Genomic DNA, 20,630 nt, shown 5'->3' with positions numbered 1-20,630 from the left:
ATAAAAAAGCTGTAGAATTTTCTACAGCTTTTATTTCTATAAGTAAATAATCTTATCCGTTATTCATTTCCGTGTATTCATGAACTAAAAAGCTGAAATAATCCCATTCAGCAGATTTTTTAGGATATTTTTTCATGAATTCAGGATTATCTCCAAAAAGGAAATCATAATTGTCTTCGAAATCATCTTTATGAAGCCATATAATTTTATCTCCCTTTTTTACATAATATGATTTAATAACTCCTCCTCCTAACTGTGGAGAGCCCATTACTGAGAACCCACCGGTTTCCTTAGCTCTAGGATCATGATAAACAGAAATAATATCACTGAAATCAGGATTGATCAGTTGCATTAAAAATTCTTTATCATCCTTTTTATTTTTTAATGAAACCGTTTGATTAACAAAATGAATGCGTTCGCTCGTTGTGTTTTTGGTTAATTTCTTAGTTCCAAAATTTCTGATGTTTCCCATATACTTGGCCACTTTTGCAATTTTCTCAACATTGCTTGGGTATACATACATCTCGCTAATCTGATCTGCATTAAAAGTTATACCTTTTTTAGAAATACTGTCTTTAATGGAAACTTCGTAAATCTGACCTTTTTTAGTTTCGATATTATTGCAAAATCCTTTATGAGAGCTTCCATCCTTTAGTATAATAGTAGATGTTTTTCTGGGTGATGGTGCATTAAAGCCTTCATTAAAAAGATAAGTTTCCATCTTTTTAATCTGATCCTTGGTGTATTTTACTTTGTCTTGTGCAAAAGATGCAGTACTTGCAAAGCATAATACAAGAAGTAGAGTTTTGAATTTCATAGGTTATTGTTTTGTTAAAGGCGTAAAAATAGTAAATAAAACGAATTATCAGTAAAATAAATGCAAGTTGAAATTTAGCTTTTACAATTATCGTTAAATGTGTAATTTTAAGGAAATTTTTAGAAATGATATACGGTGTAGATGTTTTTAGTTTCCATGATGTATTGGAAATCTGTAAAAAACCAAATAAAGCGAAACTCAATAAAGCAGCAAAAGATCAGATTTTAAAATCCCAGAAGAATGTACAAGAAATCGTAGAATCAGATCGATGCGTATATGGGATCAATACAGGATTTGGTCCTCTTTGTGATACTAAAATTTCTGCTGATGAAACAGCTCAGTTACAGTATAATCTTATTATCTCTCATGCAGTAGGAGTAGGAAAACCGATCAATAAGGAATTTTCCAAAATCATGATGATTTCTAAAATTCATGCGTTGTCAAAAGGGTTTTCAGGAGTTTCTCTGGATGTTATTGAAAGACTTATTGTCATGCTTGAAAAGGATATTATTCCTGTGGTACCTGAGCAGGGTTCTGTAGGAGCTTCAGGTGACTTAGCTCCTTTGGCACATTTGGTACTGCCCCTTTTAGGACTTGGACAGGTTTGGGTAGGAGAAGATATTTTTGAAACAGCTGAAATTTTAAAAGAGCATCAGCTTGAACCTTTAACTTTAGGCCCTAAAGAAGGGTTGGGGTTGATTAACGGAACTCAGTTTATCCTGGCTCATGCAATCAAAGGTTTAGAAAAGTTTGAATATTTACTGGATCTTGCAGATATGACTGCTGCAATGAGCCTTGAAGCATACCGAGGTTCTGAAAGTCCATTTAAAAAAGAACTTCACGAGATAAGACCATTTGAAGGAAGCAAAAAGGTGGCGGCAAGAATGTTGAAATTCCTTAAGAATTCAGAAAACATGAAGGCGCATGAAGATTGTGAAAGAGTTCAGGATCCATATTCTATGCGATGTGTCCCTCAGGTTCATGGAGCGAGCAGAAATGCATTTGAGCACCTGAAACTGATGGCAGAAACTGAATTGAATTCAGTAACGGATAACCCTATTGTATTAAGTGCAGAGGAATCTATTTCCGGAGGTAATTTTCATGGCCAGTTAATGGCTCTACCACTAGACTATGCAACTCTGGCAGCTGCTGAATTAGGGAATATTTCCGACAGAAGAAGTTATTTACTATTAGAAGGTAAATACGGACTTCCAAGATTGTTGACCGAAAGCTCAGGTTTAAATTCAGGATTCATGATTCCACAATATACTTCTGCAGCTTTAGTGACAGAAAATAAAACGTTATGCTTCCCTGCTTCTGCAGACTCTATTCCAACAAGTTTAGGCCAGGAAGACCATGTTTCCATGGGAAGTATTTCAGGAAGGAAATTCAACCAGGTACTGGGGAATCTAGTCAATATTTTATCTGTGGAGTTGATGTTTGCTGCGCAGGGATTAGAATTCAGAAGACCCGCTACATGTTCAAAAATTATTGAAGAGAATTTTGCTATTCTTCGTTCCAAAGTAGCCAAACTTGAGGATGACAGATTAATAGGAAAAGATATGTTGGCTATTGCTGAACTAATTAATGAAAGAAAGTTCATCGTAAATTAAGAATACATTGTACTGACTCATAATATAAAGCTTCCTAATAATGGAAGCTTTTTTAATTATATAATCTCTAAATGATATTCAATCTTTCAAGCTCTTAACCTCTATATTTGTTTAAAAAAAAATAATGGACGTAAAAAGAATAGACTCTTCCCATCTCGATTTTCATAATCTTGTAAAATTTTTAGACGCGGATTTAGCTGTTCGCGATGGTGATGACCATGCATTTTATCATCAATTTAACGGAATTGATACTCTTAAGAATTGTGTGGTTGTCTATGTAGATCATATAGCAGTAGCTTGTGGGGCTTTCAAGCCATTCTCGGAAGATACTGTTGAAATTAAAAGAATGTATACAGATCCTCAATACAGAGGAAAAGGGCTTGCGTCGAAAGCATTGGATGAGCTGGAAGCCTGGGCAAAAGAAAGCGGTTATAAAAAGTGTATTTTAGAAACGGGGATTAAGCAGCCTGAAGCTATTGCTTTGTATGAAAAAACCGGATACAGGAGAATTCTCAATTATGGGCAATACAGCGGGGTTGAAAATAGTATCTGTTTTGAAAAGGTACTATAAGTTATTGGTAATCATTCACGTGAAATTAATATTCATATAATACTAAATTATTTTTTCGCAGATTGTAATTCACAATAAAGTGTTATAATTGTAATTACAACCAAAATTATAAAATATGCGAAAAAATGTATTTTACCTTTTAGTCTTATTGTTCTTTGTTATTTCATGTAACAGAGAAGATATACAAAATGAAACTCCAACAGAATTATCCCGAAAGGATCCATTGACGGAAAAGAAGATCAATGAAAGGATTAATCAATCTATTAAAACGGACGGCTCTTTTAAATGGAGTAAAGAGACAGATTACTTTTTATGGAGTGCCATTTTCCGTGGAAACAGGATGGCATCCATTGGATTTGGTTCAGGAATGGATGATTTTGACAGAAGTAAATCTCCGAACAGCGCTGACATGGAAAAAGAGATTCTATCAGTAATCAAAAAGTATGAAGGAAAAGGGGAGCGGGAATTTTTTCTTAGTTCGGATAAATACCTCAATCAGCTGGATGTCATTATTGAAAAAGAAGAAACCATTACTGCCCTTCGTCAGATGAAAACGCTCCGATATCTTGAACCGGGAGATTACCGTTATTTTGAAAATGAGCGCAAATTCAATACAGCTGCAAAATCTTCAGGCAGTGGTTCTTCGGGATGTGGTTTTTCATCCACTCCACTGAATGCAGCAGATTATACGTCATCCACTCCAAGTTCTAAGATTCCATGGGCTTTTTCCAAGCATAATATTCCGCAGGCATGGAACTATAGTACAGGTGCAGGAGTTACAATCGGATTGATTGACACAGGGGTTTCTCCTGAGCAGACTTTACTTGGAGGTAGCTTTAATAATGGAGCTTCATCCGGAAGAACAATCAGTAAATTTGGAGTATATAATGGAGATGGTTCAGCTGATCAGTGTGGTCACGGAACCAAGATGGCTGCGGTAATGGCAGCACCAAGAAATAATGCAGGAATGCCTGTAGGAGTTGCCTATAATGCTAATTTAATCACGTACCGTGCTGCTGCTAACGTTGTGCTGGATACTTCAGCCGAACAGGATGGAGTGAAAACAGCATTTACAGAGTTAGGTAACAATACCAATGTAAAGATCATTTCAATGTCCATGGGACATATCTTTTCGGTAGGGAAGATTGAAGATGGAGTAAAATATGCCTATTCCAAAGGAAAACTGATTTTCTGTGCTGGAGGTACTTCTACCAGCTTTACCAGTTTTGTGGGGGTTATTTTCCCTGCATGGATGCCTGAGACTCAGGCGATAACAGGTGTGAAAGAAGATACCTCCAATCAAAGATGTGGTGTATGTCATTCCGGAAAACAGATTAGCTTCACATTCCAAATGGAAAGATCTTCGGGAAGTACAGTTCCTGTTTTAAGTTATTATAACGGACAGACTGATTATGTAGGCGGTTCTTCGGTTGCAACAGCTGCGACTGCTGGAATTGCAGCCTTGGTATGGTCTAAAAATCTATCATGGACGAGAGATCAGGTACTGACCAAAATGAGACAGTCTGCAACCTATTCGACCCCGGATGCTAATTATGGTTATGGGAATATTAATGTTTTAACTGCTGTTCAATAACAAAATAATCATCAATAATAAAGGAAATATCGTCAGTATCTCAATTCATTGTCATAGAATTAAGGTTTCTTTTCAATGAAATAGGATTGATGGTATTTCCTTTTTTAATATATGATCCGGATAAAGAACGACTAAAATTTTCTAGCCAATCCTAAGACTGGTCATACTTAATGAGCCACCAATAAGCTCGTCATTGAATAAGGCAAGTTCTTCAGTCTGATCTTTTAATGCTAAAGTATAAATAAGAGGCAGATAATGATCTGGAGTAGGAACCGCATATTGTAAAAAAGTTCCCTGTTTTTGATAATCTATAATATTCTGGAAATTTCCGTCAAGAAGCCAATTATTGGTTTTTTCTCTGGCTTCTACTGCCCAGTCCCAACCAGCACCTACAGTATTGATGTTTCTCCAGTCAATTAACCGTAAATTATGAATAATATTTCCACTTCCAATAATTAAAATACCTTTCTCTCGTAGTTTATTTAACCTTTTGCCCAGATCATAATGGTATTGCGGAGGTTTTCTATAATCAATACTTAATTGAATAACAGGAATATCAGCATTCGGATACATATGTCTGATTACAGACCATGCACCATGATCAAGTCCCCAATTATGATCCTCTTCCACCAAAACCGGAGCTAATAATTCAACAGTTTCATGGGCTAATTCAGGACTTCCCGGAGCCGGATACTGCACATCAAACAACGCTTTTGGAAAACCAGAGAAATCATGGATGGTCTTGGGCATATCCATTGCGGTGACAAAAGTCCCTGGAGTATACCAATGAGCTGAAATACACAAAATAGCATTAGGGATTGGAATCTCTTCGCCTGCCTTTCTGAACCCCTGTACAAATTGGTTCTCTTCAATGGCATTCATAGGCGAACCATGTCCCAGAAATAGAACAGGCATTCGCTGTGTATTGTTAAAATGATCACTGATATTTTGTAAATCGTTGAGGTTCATAACTCTATTATTAGAAAAAAGGTCCAAGGCTTTTAGAAAATCCCTGAACCTTATGGTATAGTATGTTATTAAAAACTTAAGCTTGCTTTACGAATTGTAATTCGCCTGCAACTTTTACATCGTCGCTTACCATTACGCCTCCAGCTTCAAGAGCAGCATTCCAGTTTAATCCAAAATCTTTTCTGTTGATTTTTCCTTCAAAAGAAAATCCTGCTTTTGTATTTCCCCAAGGATCTTTATTGATTCCTCCGAAATCAACCTCTAAAGTAATAGGTTTAGTAATTCCATTGATCGTAAGGTTTCCTGTGATTTCATCATTTAATGCCTGAGATTCAAAAGTAATTGTAGGGTGAGCTTCTGCATCAAAAAACTCAGCAGATTTCAAGTGATTATCTCTGTCTGTATTGTTGGTGAAAACTGAATCTGTTTGAATCGTTGCAGTAGTCTTTGCATTTTTAAATGTATCGTCATCAGCTTCAATTTCTGCATTGAATGTTCTGAAGCTTCCTTTTACGTTGGAAATCATCATGTGTTTTACTTTAAAAGTAATTTCACTGTGTGTTGGGTCTAAATTCCATTTTGTAGCCATTGTATTGTATTTTTTATTGTTATTGATAAAGCAAATCTACGGTAACATTCAGGTACAAGTCATTGATATAGGATAAGAAATGCATAGAAGTATTTTTTTGGAGCTATTTCCCGCTATCCACTTTTACTCCTCGCTCCAGAGCTATCCCGTTCCGTGCTGCGGGGTAACCGTTACTATCGGGGCTAGTTTATCTGTCATTATTAGCAATACGGGAACAATCTCAAAAATAATAGTGATATCATCATCGAAAACCACGACATTAAGTTAAGAAATTATTTAATTAACATAATACGATCATTTTATGAATGTTTTTAATTTAACATTTCTTAACAAGTGACTTTTATTTCTTATTTTTGATGGATTCAATTTTATATAATGAAATTACATAAGTTTACTTTATTGATGGTGGTTTTGGGCGGCTCTGTTTTTGCTCAGACGCAAAAATTTACAATGGCGGAGGCTGTAAATGGTTTAAGAACGAATTTAGCAGTAAAAAGCATTTCTCAGTTTTCATGGTCAGAAGATGGTAAATTCTATATTCAGGCTGTAAAAGGAGGATATTTGATTACTGATTTAAAGACTAATAAGCAGGATACTTTGGTATCATTAACCCAATTAAACAGACAGTTTTCAGCGGATCAGCTGAAAGCAGTTCCCCCGATTAAATTTATTAACAGTGGCCATGGATACTTTAATGCAAACGATAAGATGTATTGGATTGAAAGATCCGGAAATGATTGGAAAGTAAAAAATAAAGCTCCATTGAATGAAAACGCATCCAATATAAAGGTTTTCGGAGATCATGAAACATTAGCTTATACGGTTAAAAATAATTTATACATCAATAGAAACGGAAAATCTGTAGCAGTAACGAATAACTCAGATGAGAATATCATCAGTGGGCAGGCGGTACATAGAAATGAATTCGGAATTGATACCGGAATATTTCCATCACCGAATTCTGAATCTGTCGCTTTCTATAGAATGGATCAAACCATGGTTGCAGATTATCCGGTGATTGACTGGTCTGTAACTCCGGCGATTAATCACAATATGAAATATCCAATGGCAGGGCAGGCTTCTCATCAGGTGACTTTAGGTGTTTACAACATCAAAGATCAATCCACTACTTTTTTGAAAGTTGAAGGAGAAAAAGACCAGTATCTAACGGCTGTTACCTGGAGTCCTGATTCAAAATATATTTTTGTAGGAGTATTAAACAGGGAGCAGAACCATATGAAAATGAATCAATATGATGCTGTAACCGGAAACCTTGTAAAGACTTTATTTGAAGAAGCTAATGAGAAATATGTAGAACCTCAGCATCCACTTGTATTTTTCCCAAAATCCAATACTGATTTTATTTGGCAAAGCCAAAGAAGCGGATATAACCATTTATTCCATTATAGTTTAGAGAAAGGGTTGGTAGCTCAGATCACAAAAGGAGACTGGCTGGTGACTGATATATTAGGCTTTAATGAGAAGAAAAAAGAAATCTATTTCGTATCAACCAAAGAAACTCCTTTAGAAAGGCATTTGTATAAAATCAACTGGACCAATTTCAAAATGCAAAGATTGGATGACGCAGAAGGAGTGCATTCAGGAGTTTTAAGCAATGACGGAAATTACCTGTTTGATATGTACAGCAATGCAAATTCACCTAGAATTGCTAATATTATCAATACCAATAATCTGAAATATAATACCATTCTGACTGCTGAAAATACATTGAAAAATTATCAGAGACCTGAAATTAAAAATGTAAACTTAAAAGCTGATGACGGAACACCTTTATATGGAAAGATGATTCTTCCAACGAATTTTGATGCTAATAAAAAATACCCGGTTATTGTTTATTTATACAATGGTCCGCATTTGCAACTCATTACGAATACTTTTCCTGCTTCAGGAAACCTTTGGTATGAATATATGGCACAAAACGGATATATCATCTTTACAATGGATGGAAGAGGTTCTTCAAACCGTGGTCTAAAGTTTGAGCAGGCAGTCTTCAGAAACCTTGGAACGACAGAAATGAAGGACCAAATGAAAGGAGTAGAGTATTTAAAATCATTACCTTATGTAGATGCTGAAAGAATGGGTATTCACGGATGGAGCTTCGGAGGGTTTATGACGACCAGCTTTATGCTTCGCCAGCCGGATGTTTTCAAGGTAGGTGTTGCAGGAGGACCTGTTATCGACTGGAAAATGTATGAAATTATGTATGGTGAAAGATATATGGATACACCGCAGGAAAACCCTCAGGGATATGCAACTGCCAACTTATTAGATAAGGTTCAGAACTTAAAAGGGAAGTTGTTGATGATACATGGTGCACAGGATGATGTGGTGGTTTGGCAACATTCTATAAAATTCATCAAATCTGCTGTGGACAATGGAGTTCAGTTGGATTATTTTGTTTATCCGGGACATCCTCATAATGTTATCGGGAAAGACAGAGTCCATTTGATACAAAAGATTACCGATTATTTTGATCAGTTTCTAAAGAAATAATGACAAAAAGCTATCTCACCTAGAGATAGCTTTTTTATTTTGCATCTCGTATACATAGCGGATTAAATAGCTTTTTCCGCAAACATCTGTGTCATCTGCAAAATCAGTGAGCGATAATGTTATTTTTTAGATAGATTACAGATGAAATCTTTGCGTTTAACTATATGTTGAGATTCTTCACTTCACTACGTTCTGAATGACAAATCGTAGTCATTACCACATTCTTTGTCATTCCGTAGGAATCTAAACAAAGAAATAACAAAATCTATACTCCAAATAAAATCCAAAATCTAAATAGAACTTATAGATTTTATCAGCATTCATTCTTCACTTAATGTTAATATGGTTAGATTCCTTCGCTTAGGCTTTGTTTCTAATGGCAATCTTGTGGGGAATAGAACTATTTTCCCTCTTCTTTGCTAAGTGAAATGCCTTTGTCCCTTAAAAACGCATTACTTTTAAAGATCTTCGCCTTTGCATTTTCCAAGAATATAATCAATTAGTTACTCATAAAACTCTTTGATCACATAATTACCCTTATTCAATCTGTTCAGTTCTTTAAGCAAATAATACCGGTGTAAAAATCCTGTCAGAACAACAATCTTTTTGTGAGGATACTTTTCAGCAATAGCATAAATATTTTTTGCCATAGTTTGATTTCTAAGATCCCAGAACCCGGACATTAATTTAAAACCGTCTCTGTAACTTATGTTTTCACCATTCGGCTTTGTCACATATCTGTTAGCGAATTCCGGCCTTTGATCTGTAATCTTTATTAATCCTGAATATTGCATATTTTGCCTCTTTTCAGAAATTTTATCCGTTGCTTTATTATTGAAATGCTCCGGCGATTGTTCAGCGATTTTCATCAGCTCCTTAGTGGTGTCGAGAAAATCCTCATACAGTTTTGTTTCGGCAGGTGAAAGTTGCTTAACTTTATATAAGCTGTCAATCAACTTTACAGACAAGTTGTCCGTAGGAACCATGCCTTTATCTTTCCGGTATTGATTTCTACCTTCAAAATCAAAAGGGAATCTTAGGATGTCGGAATGTTTTTTAAGATACAGATTGGTTGCAGTGATTTCATTTTCTTTAGACGTATTATCCGTTTCATATTCTTTCATTCCCTTGCTGTCAACCTCATGGAGGATGATATCTGGTTTTATTTTTTCAAGCATTCCAAATAATATGACAGGATGGTAATTCGGAACACTGTCATGTATATTTCCGATTACATAGATTTTGGTTTTGTTTTGCGAAAAATAAAAATTAGTGAGCAAAAATAGAAAAAGTGCTAGTGGATATCTCATTTTCATAAAGTTATAGTTCTCAAATATAAATAAGATTGTATTGGTAAACAAAAAGATTGCTGTATTTAACTTGTTTGAATGGGATTCCGTTCTTAACAAACATCAATGTTTTTGATACGCTACTTCTGTACTTTTGATTTATATAAAATACAACACATATGGAATTAGGAATTGGAATGTTTGGTGACCTGGCTTTTGATCGGGCTACCGGAAAATATAGAGATGCAGGCGTTAAAATAAGAGAAATTCTTGAACAGGTTAAGTTAATGGATGACCTAGGTATAGATGTATTCGCAATGGGTGAACATCACCGTGAAGATTATGCTGTTTCTTCACCGGAAATGGTATTAGCTGCGGCTGCAAGCATTACTAAAAATATAAAACTGGCAAGTGGTGTTACCGTTTTGAGCTCATCCGAGCCTGTAAAAGTATATGAGGACTTTTCAACATTGGATTTAATTTCTGATGAAAGAGCCGAAATATTTGTAGGAAGAGGAAGTTTTATTGAATCTTTTCCGCTTTATGGATACTCCTTAAATGATTATGAGCAGCTGTTTGATGAAAAGCTTGAATTACTGCTAAAAATCAATACTGAAGAGAACGTTTCATGGTCAGGAGAGCTTCGTGCTTCGATGCAGAATCAAACCGTTTATCCAAGAGCAAAGAACGGAGGAAAACTACCTATATGGAGAGCAGTTGGTGGAACTCCCCAATCTGTTTTAAGTGCAGCAAAATTGGGAATGCCTTTAGTTGTAGCCATCATTGGGGGCATGCCTATACAGTTTAAAAATTTGATAGAATTTTATAAGCAGGAATATCAAAAAGCCGGACATGATGTTTCTCAAATGCAGCTTGCGATTCACTCTCATACTTTTGTGAGCGATGATCAAAATGTGATAGATGGTTATTTTAACAACTATAAATCACAGATGGACAGGATCGGTGCATCCAGAGGATGGCCTCCTTATACAAAATCCCAATATGATGGAGGAAGGAGCAAAGACGGAGCACTGTTTATTGGAAGTTCTGCTGAGGTAGCTGATAAAATCGCTTATATGAAAGAAATTTTTGGAATTACAAGATTTATCGGACATATGGATATTGGTGATCCTGAACATGGAGTCATGATGAAATCGATCGAATTATTTGGTAAAGAAGTATTACCGAAAATTAAATCTCTATAAAACGAAAACTCCGTTGAAGAAATTCAACGGAGTTTTTTATTCTTGATATAAACTTAGTCACTTTTCATAAACAACTTTCTAGTTTGCTTGTGCCTTATACTTGTTCATAAGTTCGGCCAGTTTTTTTGCCGACATTCCATAAGTATCTGGGAAAGCTCCTGTTTTAGACTTTAATTTAGAAGTATCAATGTACTGGGGATTGAAATCAATCATCACCATAGTATTGATAAAAATTCTTTTAGTTGAAAAGCTATTAACGACATGCCAGGGAATAAATGTAGATCTGAATAAAGTCCTCATTTCAAATCCTTTCTCATCAATCTTGAGATAAGAAGCGCTGGGAATAAGCGTAATAATAAAAGTAAACAGACATAGCCCAAAAAATATAATATTAAATAGGCCAATCCAGAAATTACTTTTAATAATAACAAATCCTAAGGTGACAAAGGCTAAACTGATTATAATTAAAAGGCTTTGTTTTAGTTTGCTTGGATAGAGGGTAGTAGGGAGTTTCTGCATAATTATTTTAAAATTCAAAAGCAATTAAAACCATTTAAAAAGAATGTGCTAAACTATTTCTATTAAACTTCCACGTTCTTCATCTTTTATGATATTCAAAGAAACAGGAATCTTTTCTTTAAGCTCCTCTACGTGTGAGATGATTCCTACAATTCTGTTTTCTTTCTGCAGACTCATTAATGTTTCAAAAACAACGTTTACAGACTCTACATCCTGGGTACCAAATCCTTCATCTATAAAAAAGAAATTTTTGTCAGCTTTTGTAGTAGCCTGTACACTTTCTGCCAAAGCTAATGCGAGGCTTAGTGATACCTGGAAAGCCTGCCCTCCGGATAATGTTTTTACACTTCGGCTTCTTCCTTCATTAAGGTAATCGATGATTTCAAAATCATTATTGTCATTAAGCTGAAGGCTCAGCTGGCTTCTGGTCATTCTGTGAAAACGGACATTCGCATGATCGCATAATTGCCTCAAATAAATAGATGACACATATTGTACAAAACCGGAGGCTTTAAATAGATTAGTAATCACTTTTAAATTTTCAGACCGTTTTTGAAGTTCAGAAAGCTCTTTCAGCAAACTTTCTTTTTTCAGGAATTCTTTTTCCAGTCTTTCAATTTCAGAAATTACTTTTACCACTGCATCATTGGTTTGTTGTAGATTTATCTCGACACTCTTAAACTGGTTTTCAATCTTATCAAACTGCTCCTGATCAAAAGAAAAATCCTTAAGTTTTGTCTCTAATTCATGAATGCTGTTTTTTAAAGTTTCAAACTGAATCCTGAATGCCTGAATCTGGTTTCTTGTCTCCTGAACTGAAATTTCCTGGCTTAAAATACCCTGAACATCAGCTATTGAATGAAAGCTTTTTTCTGATAAAGCTTTTTCCAGGATTTGATTATGAGAAGCTATTTCTCTTTCTAACTCTGAAATCCTGTTGTTTAATTGAGTAACGATGGTTTGCTGTTCTGTCAGTTTGGGAGAGGTTTCTTTTTCCTGCTGAGTGAGGCTTAAGTAATTTTTTTCTGTTTCAATATTAGATTGAGCTAACTGCTGATACAGGATTTCAACTTCAGAATATTCTTTTTCTTTGTATTCATTCCAGTCTAAGTTTTTTAAATTAGAACGGTTGGTATTGATTTGTTCTTCTTTTTTTGCTTCTTCAAGTTTAAACTCTTCTAAAGCTTTATTATATTTTTCAAGGTTTTCCCGTTCCTTTTCAAGGGCTTCTCTTTCTTGCGAAATTTGGTGGTTGATTTCTTCAATTTGTTTTTCTATAACAGACGATTGTTGACGTTTGGCTTCAAACTCGCTTTCGTTGTCAGCATTGAAATCTAACCAAACAAATTTTTGGTAATGATCCTTAAGCTCATTCTGAAGAATTTCTAAAACACTTTGCTCCGATTGCAGCTGAGCCTCAAATATATTTCTCCGATCCAGAATTTTTTCAATATCTGTCTTTTGGTTCTGAATTTTTGAAATCTCATGTTCAATAGATTGTGTTTTCTCCTGAATTTCCTGGATTTCTTTATTGACATCATGAAATTCTATAATATTCGGATGTTCCAGGGAACCGCAAAGCGGACAGGATTCTCCTGCATGTAATTCGCTGGCAAAACGGGATAGTTCTTTTTGTAATTTTAAATGGTCAAGTTTCTGAGATAATTCTTTTTTATTAGCTTCTAAAGCGTCAGATTTTATTTTAAATTTCTCTCTAAAAGTATCAGTGTCTACCTCCAGTAGTTTCAGCTCGTCTGTAATCTTTTGAATAGACTCTTTTTGCACAATAAGCTTTTGAGTCTGCTTTTGCTGCTGAGAGATCAGGCTCTTTTTATGAACAAACCAATTGGCAACATTAAGTAATAGGTTAGCATCTAGCTTTTGAGGCTTTAGTGCTTCCAGCTCCTTAGATAAGGTATCTACTTTCTTTTGAATAGTTTGTTGTTTCTCTTTTACTTCATTTACCTTTTCCGATCCTTTTTTAGTTCTTTCTTCAAGCGTACTGATCTCTTTTGAAAATTTCATTATTTGAAGAATCAGGTTGAGGTCGCTTTCTTGTATTTTGGTTACGTTTAAAGCCTCAAACTTGGGTTGGATGAGGTGAAGCTGCTCTTGTATTTTATTGAAGACTTTTTCTGTTTCATGTAATGATTTTGTATGGCTTTCATGATCTTTTCTCTTGGATAAAATTTCATTTGACAGCTTATCTTTTTCTAGTAATAAAGGATGAAAAACCCTGTATACGGTATCATAAAGATTGGTTTTCTTCTCTAATTCGTCGATTTTTTCTTTTTCAGAAGATACTTTCAGAAAGTTTTCTTTCTTCTGCTGAAGATTTTCAAAATCAGTTTTTAGATTCTTTAGCTGTTGGTATTTTTCTGAAATATGAAGATGCTCTTTTTTTACCTCATCAAATTTTTGCTGCTCTTCTTTAAGTTTTTCTTTTTGGGACTTAAGCTGTTCTTCATTTATTTCTTCAAAACCTTTTAACTCCCCTTGTAACTGATCAAGTTCGGATCTGTTTCGGGCATATAAGGCAGAAACATTATTCTGCAGATCAAAGCGCTGAAGATTAAAAATTTCTTTCATCATATGGGTTCGCTCTGCAGCCCCCAATTCTAAGAATTCTTTAAACTGGCCTTGGGGAATGATAATCGTACGTTTGAAATTAGCATAGCTTAGTCCTATAATTTGTTCTGCATTAGAATGATCCAGAGGAATCCATTTTTCATTAATGTTTTCATAGAAAGTAACAGAAGAAGGCTTTACGTCATCAAACTTTTTGGAGTTTCGTCTAAAGTCTCTGGCTACCCGGAAAAGTTTATTTTCATGGCTGACGAAATCAAATTCAATATAAGAGCTGTTAGATTTCAGATTCATCATATTGTAAGCTCTTTTGTCACGCATATTCAGACGTTCAGTTTCTCCATATAAAACAAAAGAAATTGCCTCAAGAATTGAAGACTTTCCGGATCCTACGGACCCGAAGATTCCAAACAAGCCAGCTTCTGTAAGATTTTTAAAATCTATTGTCTGCCGCTCCTGATAAGAATAAAGTCCCTCTATTGTTAGTTTAATCGGAATCATTGTTATTCGTTTAGTATTTCATTGAACAAATTCATTAGATCTTCATTGGCCTCCTGACCTCCATTCTTAGATTTGAAATAATCTTTAAACAACGATTGGATATCCTGATTTAAATCGATGTTGCGCAGTTCACTTTCATTACTGTCCTGGTTTTTAACCTTGGGAATAAGGTGAACAATGCCTTGGTGTGACTGATAGAGTTTTTTTCTTTCTTCCGCTTTTAAAAATGTTTCACTTTCCAGAGTAAGCTCAACTAAAGTATCAGGATTTTCCTGTAACCATTGTACGGTATTGTCTATTGAATTAAAAGTTTTTCTTACTAAGGTTTTCCCCTTTTTTAGAGCAATTCTTTCAAATGTAACCGGTTTATTGGGCTCTGCATCAATGATATTAACGCATTTTGTCTGTCCGGCTTCACTAAAGCTATAACACAAAGGCGAAGATGCATATATAGCGGGCTTTTCCGGAGTTCCAATATTCTGAAAACTATGAAGATGTCCTAAAGCGGTATATTGGATCTGATCCGGAATGATGTCCGAATAGATAAGATCTGCAGCTCCTATTTTAATAGGCTTCTCACCTTCAGGTTCCTCAAGAAGTTCAGTTCCTTTTTTATTCATATATAAATGGGCAGTCAGGATATTGACTCCATTTTCATCACAAAATTCCTCAGAAAGTTTCTTCCAGTTTTCCCCTAAAACCCTGTTGAGCTCTTCTTCCTTATGCTCTCCTAAATATTCTTTAAGCCGGATTTCATTGGCATATGGAGTATGTATAATTCGAATAGGAAAACCCAAATGATGGATTTGTAATTCAATTAACCCTTCCACAGAATTCGAGATAGCAAAATGTTCCAGCTCAAATGGATTAACTTTAGCTTTTGGATGGCCAATTAATATAATCCCACACTCGCGAGCCAGAGGATCAGGGGCATCAATTAAATTAGGCGAATCATGATTTCCTGAAATGGTAATGACAGGTCGTTTCCCATTTAATGATAAACGTTTTAATGTTTTATAGAATAGTTCAGTCGCTTCAACGCTGGGATTGAAATTATCAAACAAATCTCCGGCAACAATTATAAGATCGACTTTTTGAGCATCAGCAATCTGAACAATTTCATCCATCACCTGGATTTGCTCTTCCAGACGCGAAAAACGATCCAAACGTTTGCCTAAATGCCAGTCGGCTGTATGCAGAATTTTCATATTTCAAATGTAAGAAACAAAAAAGGGAAAGTGAAATTTAGGATACGATTTTCGTGTTGCAGTTAGTAATAATATCAGTAGTCCGTTCTCGATACAAAATGCTTCTTCGTTTTACTGCGAATCATTTCACTCGAACTGACGAGGTGGTAATTCATAAATTATAACATTATATTAAAGGCTTATTATTACTTTTACAGAAAAAATATGGAACAGCAGTCCAAAGATCCCCTTCACGGAAAAAGACTTGATGCTATTCTCGAGGAACTAGTGGAGTATTATAAAGGCTTTGAAAAGCTGGGTGAACAAATCAATATAAAATGCTTTACAGATAATCCAAGCATCAATTCTTCTCTGAAATTTCTACGTAAAACGCCATGGGCAAGAACCAAAGTCGAGAGTTTGTATCTATTTGTGCTGAGACAGAAAAAACGCGAGGAAACAAAGAACAGGAAGTAGAAGACGGAATATTGCTTTAAGATTCCTTCAGCAGTTTTTCTCTAAATAATCAAAAACAGTATATTTGTAGTATTAATCGTGAAAAACACTCACGAAAAAAAGAAAAAATATGACAATCGAAAACAATCATGTTGTAGCTGTAAGTTACATACTTCACACAATCGAAGAAGATGGAAGTAAGATTCTTGTAGAAGAAACAACAGCAGAAAATCCACTAACATTTTTGCACGGAGTAGGAATGATGATTCCAAAGTTTGAACAAAATATCCTTGGCTTGAAAGCTGGTGATAAGGTAGCCTTTACAATACAGCCTGAAGAAGCTTATGGTGAAAGACAACCTGATGCTATTGCTCAATTGCCGGTTGATATGTTTAAAGAATCAGGAATGCCTCCTGTAGGAGCTATTTTGCCTTTATCTGATAACCAAGGGAATAATTTCCAGGCAGTGGTAGTAGAAGTAACACCAGAAGTTGTAGTTGCAGATCTTAATCATCCAATGGCGGGGAAAGTATTAGATTTCCAGGTAGAAATTTTAAATACTCGTCCGGCGACAGAAGAAGAATTGTCACATGGGCATTCTCATGGAATTGACGGTACAGACGCTCACTAAAAAATAATATAAATGTCCGATTTTTTCGGACATTTTTTTTGTAGTATCAATGTTGCTGAGGAGTATTTAATCCAGAAATTCACCGGAGACATAATACCATCGGTCATGCATTTTCTGGAAGATGGAAAACTCATGATGAATCTGTGGATTTCCTTCTTCGTCAATATAATAAGCTTTGAATTCAACCTGGTTTAATGCCGGAGTCTTCACAATCTCTAACTTCGTCCATTGATTTATTTCGCCCCATTCCTGTAAATCCTCTTTATTATGAAGTTTGCGCTTTCCGGGAAGGGTAGTTTCCATTAAATACACACCGTTAGGTATTGCAAATGCGGAAAAGCGGGAACGCATTAAAGCTTCTGCAGTAGGAGCATGTTTTTCTTCTGTATGATAAGGTTGGCAACATTCTTCATACGATTTACCGGAGCAACAGGGACAATTCATTTTTTACTTTTTGAATGACAAAAATCGTAAAAGTTTTTGAGATGCATTCATTTAAGGATAAGTTTTATATGGATACTCGGTATTCAAAAAAAATAAGCATCCATTGGATTGGATGCTTATTTTTTTATTTTATAAAACCTCTGTTTCTCAATAAAGGTTTAATATCCGGATCATGTCCTGTAAAATCTCTGAATGCCTGATTCAGGTCAATAGAATTTCCTACAGAAAGAATGTACTTTCTGAATCGGTCTCCATTTTCTCTTGTCAAGCCTCCATTCTTTTCAATCCATTCCCAGGCATCATTGTCAAGGGTCTCAGACCATAAATAGGCATAATAACCGGCTGAATAACCTCCACCCCAGATGTGTGCGAAGTAAGGTGTATGATATCTTGGCGGAACGGTAGCTAAAGTAAATCCATGGCTTGCCAAAGATTGTTTTTCAAAATCCAATACCGGAATAAGCTGGCTTTCATTCGTAACGGTATGCCAGTCCATATCAAGCTCTGCAGCAGAAACCAGTTCTGTTGTCATATATCCTTGATTGAACGTTCCTGCTTTTTTGATTTTATCAACTAAAGTTTGTGGAATAGGTTGTTTCGTTTCATAATGAAGGGCATAATTCCTTAGAATAATAGGGTCTAAAGCCCAATGCTCATTAATCTGTGATGGAAATTCCACGAAATCTCTCGGTACATTTGTTCCGGAAAGAGAAGGGTATTTCTGACTTGCAAACATTCCATGAATAGAGTGTCCGAACTCATGGAACATCGTAGAAACGTCGTCGTAACTTATTAAAGATGGTTTTCCTGGAGCAGGTTTTTGATAATTATAGCAATTTACAATTACTGGTTTTGTTCCTAACAGATAAGATTGTTCAACAAAGTTACTCATCCACGCACCTCCATTTTTAGAATCTCTTGTATAAAAATCTAAATAATAAATAGCGATTGATTTTCCATCATGGTCGAAAACCTCATACGTTACTACGTCTGGATGGTATGTTGGAAGATCGGTTCTCTTCTTGAAGGTAATCCCATAGAATTTTTCTGCTGCATAGAAAACTCCTTTTTCCAACACAGTAGATATTTCAAAATAAGGTTTGATCTGGTTTTCATCTAAATCGAATTTGGCTTTTCTTACCTGCTCGGAATAGAAATTCCAGTCCCAAGGTTCTACTTTGAAGCCTCCTTTTTGCTGATCAATTAAATCCTGTATATCTTTTGCTTCACGTCTTGCTGTTTCTACAGCAGGTGTCGCAATTTGATTCATTAATTTAGTTGCTGCTTCGGGAGTTTTAGCCATCTGATCCTGAAGCTTCCATTCTGCGAAACTTTTTTTACCTAAGATCTGAGCTTTCTTAAGCCTTAATTTAGCCAGCTTTTCAATCGTTTCTCTTGTATCATTAGCATCTCCTTTTTCAGCTCTTAACCATGATGCTTTAAAGAGCTTTTCTCTGGTAGCTCTGTTTTTAAGGTTTTGTAGTAAAGGCTGCTGTGTTGTATTTTGTAATGCTAAAAGATACTTACCGGTTTGGCCGGCCGTTTTTGCATCAGTAGCTGCTGCTTCAATTTCATCAGCAGAAAGCCCGTCCAGCTCTTTGGCATCAGAAAAGAAAACGCCGCCCTGTTTTCTTGCTTCTAACAACTTATTTGAATATTGAGTAGAAAGTGAAGCCAATTCCTGATTGACTTGTTTCAGCTTTTCTTTATCAGAAGCTGAAAGATTAGCTCCTGCGATTTCAAAGTTCTGTTTATAGTACTGTACCAATCTTTTTCCTTCCGGATCCAGACCGTCTTCTTTGATTGCTTGTATTCTTTTGTAAAGATTGTCATTCAGATACATCTTATCTGAATGTGCAGCAAGGATTGGTGCATATTCTTCATCTAAAGCCTGTAGTGTAGGATTGGTATTGGCACTTGTTAAATTTGAAAATACAATTAAAGTTCTTTTCAGAACCTCACCGCTTTTTTCCAAAGCAACAATAGTGTTTTCGAAAGTTGGGGCATCAGGATTATTAGCAATTTTAATAATTTCAGCGTCTTGCTGCTTTAATCCGAAATCAAAAGCAGGTTTAAAGTGCTCATTCTTAATTTTATCAAACTCCGGAGCTTCATACTGAAGCTTGCTTTTTTTCATAAAAGGATTGGATGATAAGGACGGATCGGGTGTAGGAATTTCCTGTTGAGTATCGTTTTTTTTCATTGTCGTACATGAGTAATTAAATGCTAAAGCAGAAATTAATAATACTGATGTAATATTTTTCATAAATTAGTTGTTATTAAAGTATAAAGATATTAAAAACTTAATTTATAAAGTGATAAAACATGAAAACAACAACTCTTTTTATTTTTTCAGCCTTTGCAATTCTATCCTCGTGTAATGGCAAGTATGAGCGAAAAATCAATGAAAAAAGTGATTGGGTATCTTCCAAGATAACGAATAAAGATCAAGGACCTATTCAGGAAAAGGAATTTAAAGGTGATTTTGATGAAATAGAAGTATCTCAGGCTATTGATGCGGAAGTGATCAAGTCTGAAACGGAAAGGGTCGTTATTTCAGCGCCGGAGGCTATTATTAATGAGGTCTTAGTAGAAAATAATGGTGGAAAATTACATATCCATTATAAGCCAGGAATCAGGGTGATGAATACCAATAATGTCACGGCGAAAATTTATACGAAAGATTTCACCAAGCTTATTGCCAACTCAGCTGGAAAAATCACGGTTAAAGATAAATTTACTCAGGAAAAGACAAACATAGAGCTATCCAGTGCTGCAAGTATTAACGGAGATATTGAGGCTAACAGTTTGGATATAAACGCAGACAGCAGCAGTAGTTTTGAAGGCAAGATATGGGCTGTTGATCTAGATGTAGAAGCCTCTTCAGCTGCAAGCATCAGTATTTCCGGAAAAGCAAAAAATGCTGAATTTACTTCTTCTTCAGCCAGTAGCATTTCAGCAAAAGATGTTATGGCGGAAAATGTGAAAGCTGAAGCTTCCAGTGGAGCAAGCGTACAAGTCAGTGCAACAACTAAAGTTGATGCGAATGCTTCTTCAGGAGGAAGTGTTGACGTTTATAAAAAAGGAAATGTAACATCCGTGAATAAAGAGGAAAGTAGCGGTGGAAGTGTAAATATTCAATAAA

The 20,630-nt window shown here is 35.4% G+C and carries 17 protein-coding genes; 8 read left to right on the top strand and 9 right to left on the bottom strand.

All coding sequences use genetic code 11. The features are described 5' to 3' along the window. Positions 1–52: 52 nt before the first annotated feature. Positions 53–817, bottom strand: coding sequence for a hypothetical protein (locus tag CJF12_RS10960; protein ID WP_034686682.1), 765 nt, complete (start codon positions 815–817; stop codon positions 53–55). Between the two features lie 125 nt (positions 818–942). Between CJF12_RS10960 and hutH the strand changes: the two genes are divergently transcribed. The 3 genes from hutH (at position 943) to CJF12_RS10945 (ending at position 4,595) form a co-directional block, all read left to right on the top strand. Then, positions 943–2,430 (top strand): histidine ammonia-lyase, encoded by a 1,488-nt coding sequence (hutH, locus tag CJF12_RS10955; protein ID WP_034686683.1) that lies wholly within the window; start codon positions 943–945, stop codon positions 2,428–2,430. A gap of 124 nt (positions 2,431–2,554) precedes the next feature. Continuing rightward, a complete protein-coding gene (locus CJF12_RS10950) occupies positions 2,555–3,001 on the top strand; it encodes a GNAT family N-acetyltransferase (protein ID WP_034686685.1) in 447 nt (148 codons plus the stop codon). Positions 3,002–3,116: 115 nt separating this feature from the next. Next, complete coding sequence (locus CJF12_RS10945; RefSeq protein WP_034686686.1) at positions 3,117–4,595, top strand: S8 family peptidase; 1,479 nt, start codon at positions 3,117–3,119, stop codon at positions 4,593–4,595. 141 nt (positions 4,596–4,736) lie between these two features. On the opposite strand, the gene ygiD is transcribed toward CJF12_RS10945, so the two are convergent. Together ygiD and CJF12_RS10935 are read right to left on the bottom strand one after the other, a co-directional pair. Beyond that, positions 4,737–5,564 carry a 4,5-DOPA-extradiol-dioxygenase gene (ygiD, locus tag CJF12_RS10940; RefSeq protein ID WP_034686687.1) on the bottom strand — a complete coding sequence of 276 codons (828 nt, stop codon included), beginning with the start codon at positions 5,562–5,564 and terminating at the stop codon, positions 4,737–4,739. A 76-nt stretch (positions 5,565–5,640) separates the two neighbouring features. Beyond that, positions 5,641–6,153: a YceI family protein gene (locus CJF12_RS10935; RefSeq protein ID WP_034686689.1), complete on the bottom strand. Its 513-nt coding sequence runs from the start codon at positions 6,151–6,153 to the stop codon at positions 5,641–5,643. 375 nt (positions 6,154–6,528) lie between these two features. Here CJF12_RS10935 and CJF12_RS10930 point away from each other — a divergent pair, with 375 nt between their 5' ends. Next, positions 6,529–8,667 carry a S9 family peptidase gene (locus tag CJF12_RS10930; protein ID WP_034686692.1) on the top strand — a complete coding sequence of 713 codons (2,139 nt, stop codon included), beginning with the start codon at positions 6,529–6,531 and terminating at the stop codon, positions 8,665–8,667. Between the two features lie 503 nt (positions 8,668–9,170). On the opposite strand, the gene CJF12_RS10925 is transcribed toward CJF12_RS10930, so the two are convergent. After that, a complete protein-coding gene (locus CJF12_RS10925) occupies positions 9,171–9,977 on the bottom strand; it encodes a hypothetical protein (protein WP_095591236.1) in 807 nt (268 codons plus the stop codon). A 158-nt stretch (positions 9,978–10,135) separates the two neighbouring features. Between CJF12_RS10925 and CJF12_RS10920 the strand changes: the two genes are divergently transcribed. Beyond that, positions 10,136–11,161, top strand: a complete 1,026-nt coding sequence (locus tag CJF12_RS10920) for an LLM class flavin-dependent oxidoreductase (protein WP_034686696.1) — start codon at positions 10,136–10,138, stop codon at positions 11,159–11,161. A gap of 78 nt (positions 11,162–11,239) precedes the next feature. Here CJF12_RS10920 and CJF12_RS10915 read toward each other — a convergent pair whose 3' ends face one another. From CJF12_RS10915 to CJF12_RS10905, 3 genes are read right to left on the bottom strand one after another with little or no spacing between them, the layout of a single operon-like run. Next, positions 11,240–11,680 carry an STM3941 family protein gene (locus CJF12_RS10915; RefSeq protein WP_034686699.1) on the bottom strand — a complete coding sequence of 147 codons (441 nt, stop codon included), beginning with the start codon at positions 11,678–11,680 and terminating at the stop codon, positions 11,240–11,242. A gap of 48 nt (positions 11,681–11,728) precedes the next feature. Then, the gene (locus CJF12_RS10910; RefSeq protein ID WP_034686700.1) at positions 11,729–14,767 is read right to left on the bottom strand and encodes an AAA family ATPase; all 3,039 of its coding nucleotides are present in this window, start codon (positions 14,765–14,767) and stop codon (positions 11,729–11,731) included. Positions 14,768–14,769: 2 nt separating this feature from the next. Then, positions 14,770–15,975, bottom strand: a complete 1,206-nt coding sequence (locus CJF12_RS10905) for a metallophosphoesterase family protein (protein ID WP_034686701.1) — start codon at positions 15,973–15,975, stop codon at positions 14,770–14,772. Positions 15,976–16,179: 204 nt separating this feature from the next. Between CJF12_RS10905 and CJF12_RS10900 the strand changes: the two genes are divergently transcribed. Together CJF12_RS10900 and CJF12_RS10895 are read left to right on the top strand one after the other, a co-directional pair. Beyond that, positions 16,180–16,431, top strand: a complete 252-nt coding sequence (locus CJF12_RS10900) for a VF530 family protein (RefSeq protein WP_034686704.1) — start codon at positions 16,180–16,182, stop codon at positions 16,429–16,431. Positions 16,432–16,540: 109 nt separating this feature from the next. Then, the gene (locus tag CJF12_RS10895) at positions 16,541–17,041 is read left to right on the top strand and encodes an FKBP-type peptidyl-prolyl cis-trans isomerase (protein ID WP_034686706.1); all 501 of its coding nucleotides are present in this window, start codon (positions 16,541–16,543) and stop codon (positions 17,039–17,041) included. Between the two features lie 66 nt (positions 17,042–17,107). On the opposite strand, the gene CJF12_RS10890 is transcribed toward CJF12_RS10895, so the two are convergent. Further along, entirely contained in the window at positions 17,108–17,485 is a 378-nt protein-coding gene (locus tag CJF12_RS10890; RefSeq protein WP_034686708.1) for a YchJ family protein, read from the bottom strand. A gap of 124 nt (positions 17,486–17,609) precedes the next feature. Next, positions 17,610–19,751, bottom strand: coding sequence for a M3 family metallopeptidase (locus tag CJF12_RS10885; protein ID WP_034686710.1), 2,142 nt, complete (start codon positions 19,749–19,751; stop codon positions 17,610–17,612). Between the two features lie 59 nt (positions 19,752–19,810). On the opposite strand from CJF12_RS10885, the gene CJF12_RS10880 reads away from it, so the two are divergent. Next, on the top strand, positions 19,811–20,629 hold the full coding sequence (locus CJF12_RS10880) for a head GIN domain-containing protein (RefSeq protein WP_034686712.1): 819 nt from the start codon (positions 19,811–19,813) through the stop codon (positions 20,627–20,629). Position 20,630: the final 1 nt, after the last annotated feature.

Source organism: Chryseobacterium piperi, from assembly GCF_002285635.2.
Lineage (GTDB): Bacteria > Bacteroidota > Bacteroidia > Flavobacteriales > Weeksellaceae > Chryseobacterium > Chryseobacterium piperi.
The sequence above is the reverse complement of the archived record's forward strand: the minus strand, read 5'-3'. Positions and strand labels throughout refer to the sequence as shown.

Excerpts from the sequence above, each read along its gene's own strand:
- CJF12_RS10910 (WP_034686700.1), bottom strand. The coding sequence starts at position 14,767 with ATGATTCCGATTAAACTAACAATAGAGGGACTTTATTCTTATCAGGAG.
- CJF12_RS10925 (WP_095591236.1), bottom strand. The coding sequence starts at position 9,977 with ATGAGATATCCACTAGCACTTTTTCTATTTTTGCTCACTAATTTTTAT.
- CJF12_RS10905 (WP_034686701.1), bottom strand. The coding sequence starts at position 15,975 with ATGAAAATTCTGCATACAGCCGACTGGCATTTAGGCAAACGTTTGGAT.
- CJF12_RS10935 (WP_034686689.1), bottom strand. The coding sequence starts at position 6,153 with ATGGCTACAAAATGGAATTTAGACCCAACACACAGTGAAATTACTTTT.
- ygiD (WP_034686687.1), bottom strand. The coding sequence starts at position 5,564 with ATGAACCTCAACGATTTACAAAATATCAGTGATCATTTTAACAATACA.
- CJF12_RS10895 (WP_034686706.1), top strand. The coding sequence starts at position 16,541 with ATGACAATCGAAAACAATCATGTTGTAGCTGTAAGTTACATACTTCAC.
- CJF12_RS10930 (WP_034686692.1), top strand. The coding sequence starts at position 6,529 with ATGAAATTACATAAGTTTACTTTATTGATGGTGGTTTTGGGCGGCTCT.
- CJF12_RS10885 (WP_034686710.1), bottom strand. The coding sequence starts at position 19,751 with ATGAAAAATATTACATCAGTATTATTAATTTCTGCTTTAGCATTTAAT.
- CJF12_RS10950 (WP_034686685.1), top strand. The coding sequence starts at position 2,555 with ATGGACGTAAAAAGAATAGACTCTTCCCATCTCGATTTTCATAATCTT.
- hutH (WP_034686683.1), top strand. The coding sequence starts at position 943 with ATGATATACGGTGTAGATGTTTTTAGTTTCCATGATGTATTGGAAATC.
- CJF12_RS10915 (WP_034686699.1), bottom strand. The coding sequence starts at position 11,680 with ATGCAGAAACTCCCTACTACCCTCTATCCAAGCAAACTAAAACAAAGC.
- CJF12_RS10945 (WP_034686686.1), top strand. The coding sequence starts at position 3,117 with ATGCGAAAAAATGTATTTTACCTTTTAGTCTTATTGTTCTTTGTTATT.
- CJF12_RS10900 (WP_034686704.1), top strand. The coding sequence starts at position 16,180 with ATGGAACAGCAGTCCAAAGATCCCCTTCACGGAAAAAGACTTGATGCT.
- CJF12_RS10920 (WP_034686696.1), top strand. The coding sequence starts at position 10,136 with ATGGAATTAGGAATTGGAATGTTTGGTGACCTGGCTTTTGATCGGGCT.
- CJF12_RS10880 (WP_034686712.1), top strand. The coding sequence starts at position 19,811 with ATGAAAACAACAACTCTTTTTATTTTTTCAGCCTTTGCAATTCTATCC.
- CJF12_RS10890 (WP_034686708.1), bottom strand. The coding sequence starts at position 17,485 with ATGAATTGTCCCTGTTGCTCCGGTAAATCGTATGAAGAATGTTGCCAA.
- CJF12_RS10960 (WP_034686682.1), bottom strand. The coding sequence starts at position 817 with ATGAAATTCAAAACTCTACTTCTTGTATTATGCTTTGCAAGTACTGCA.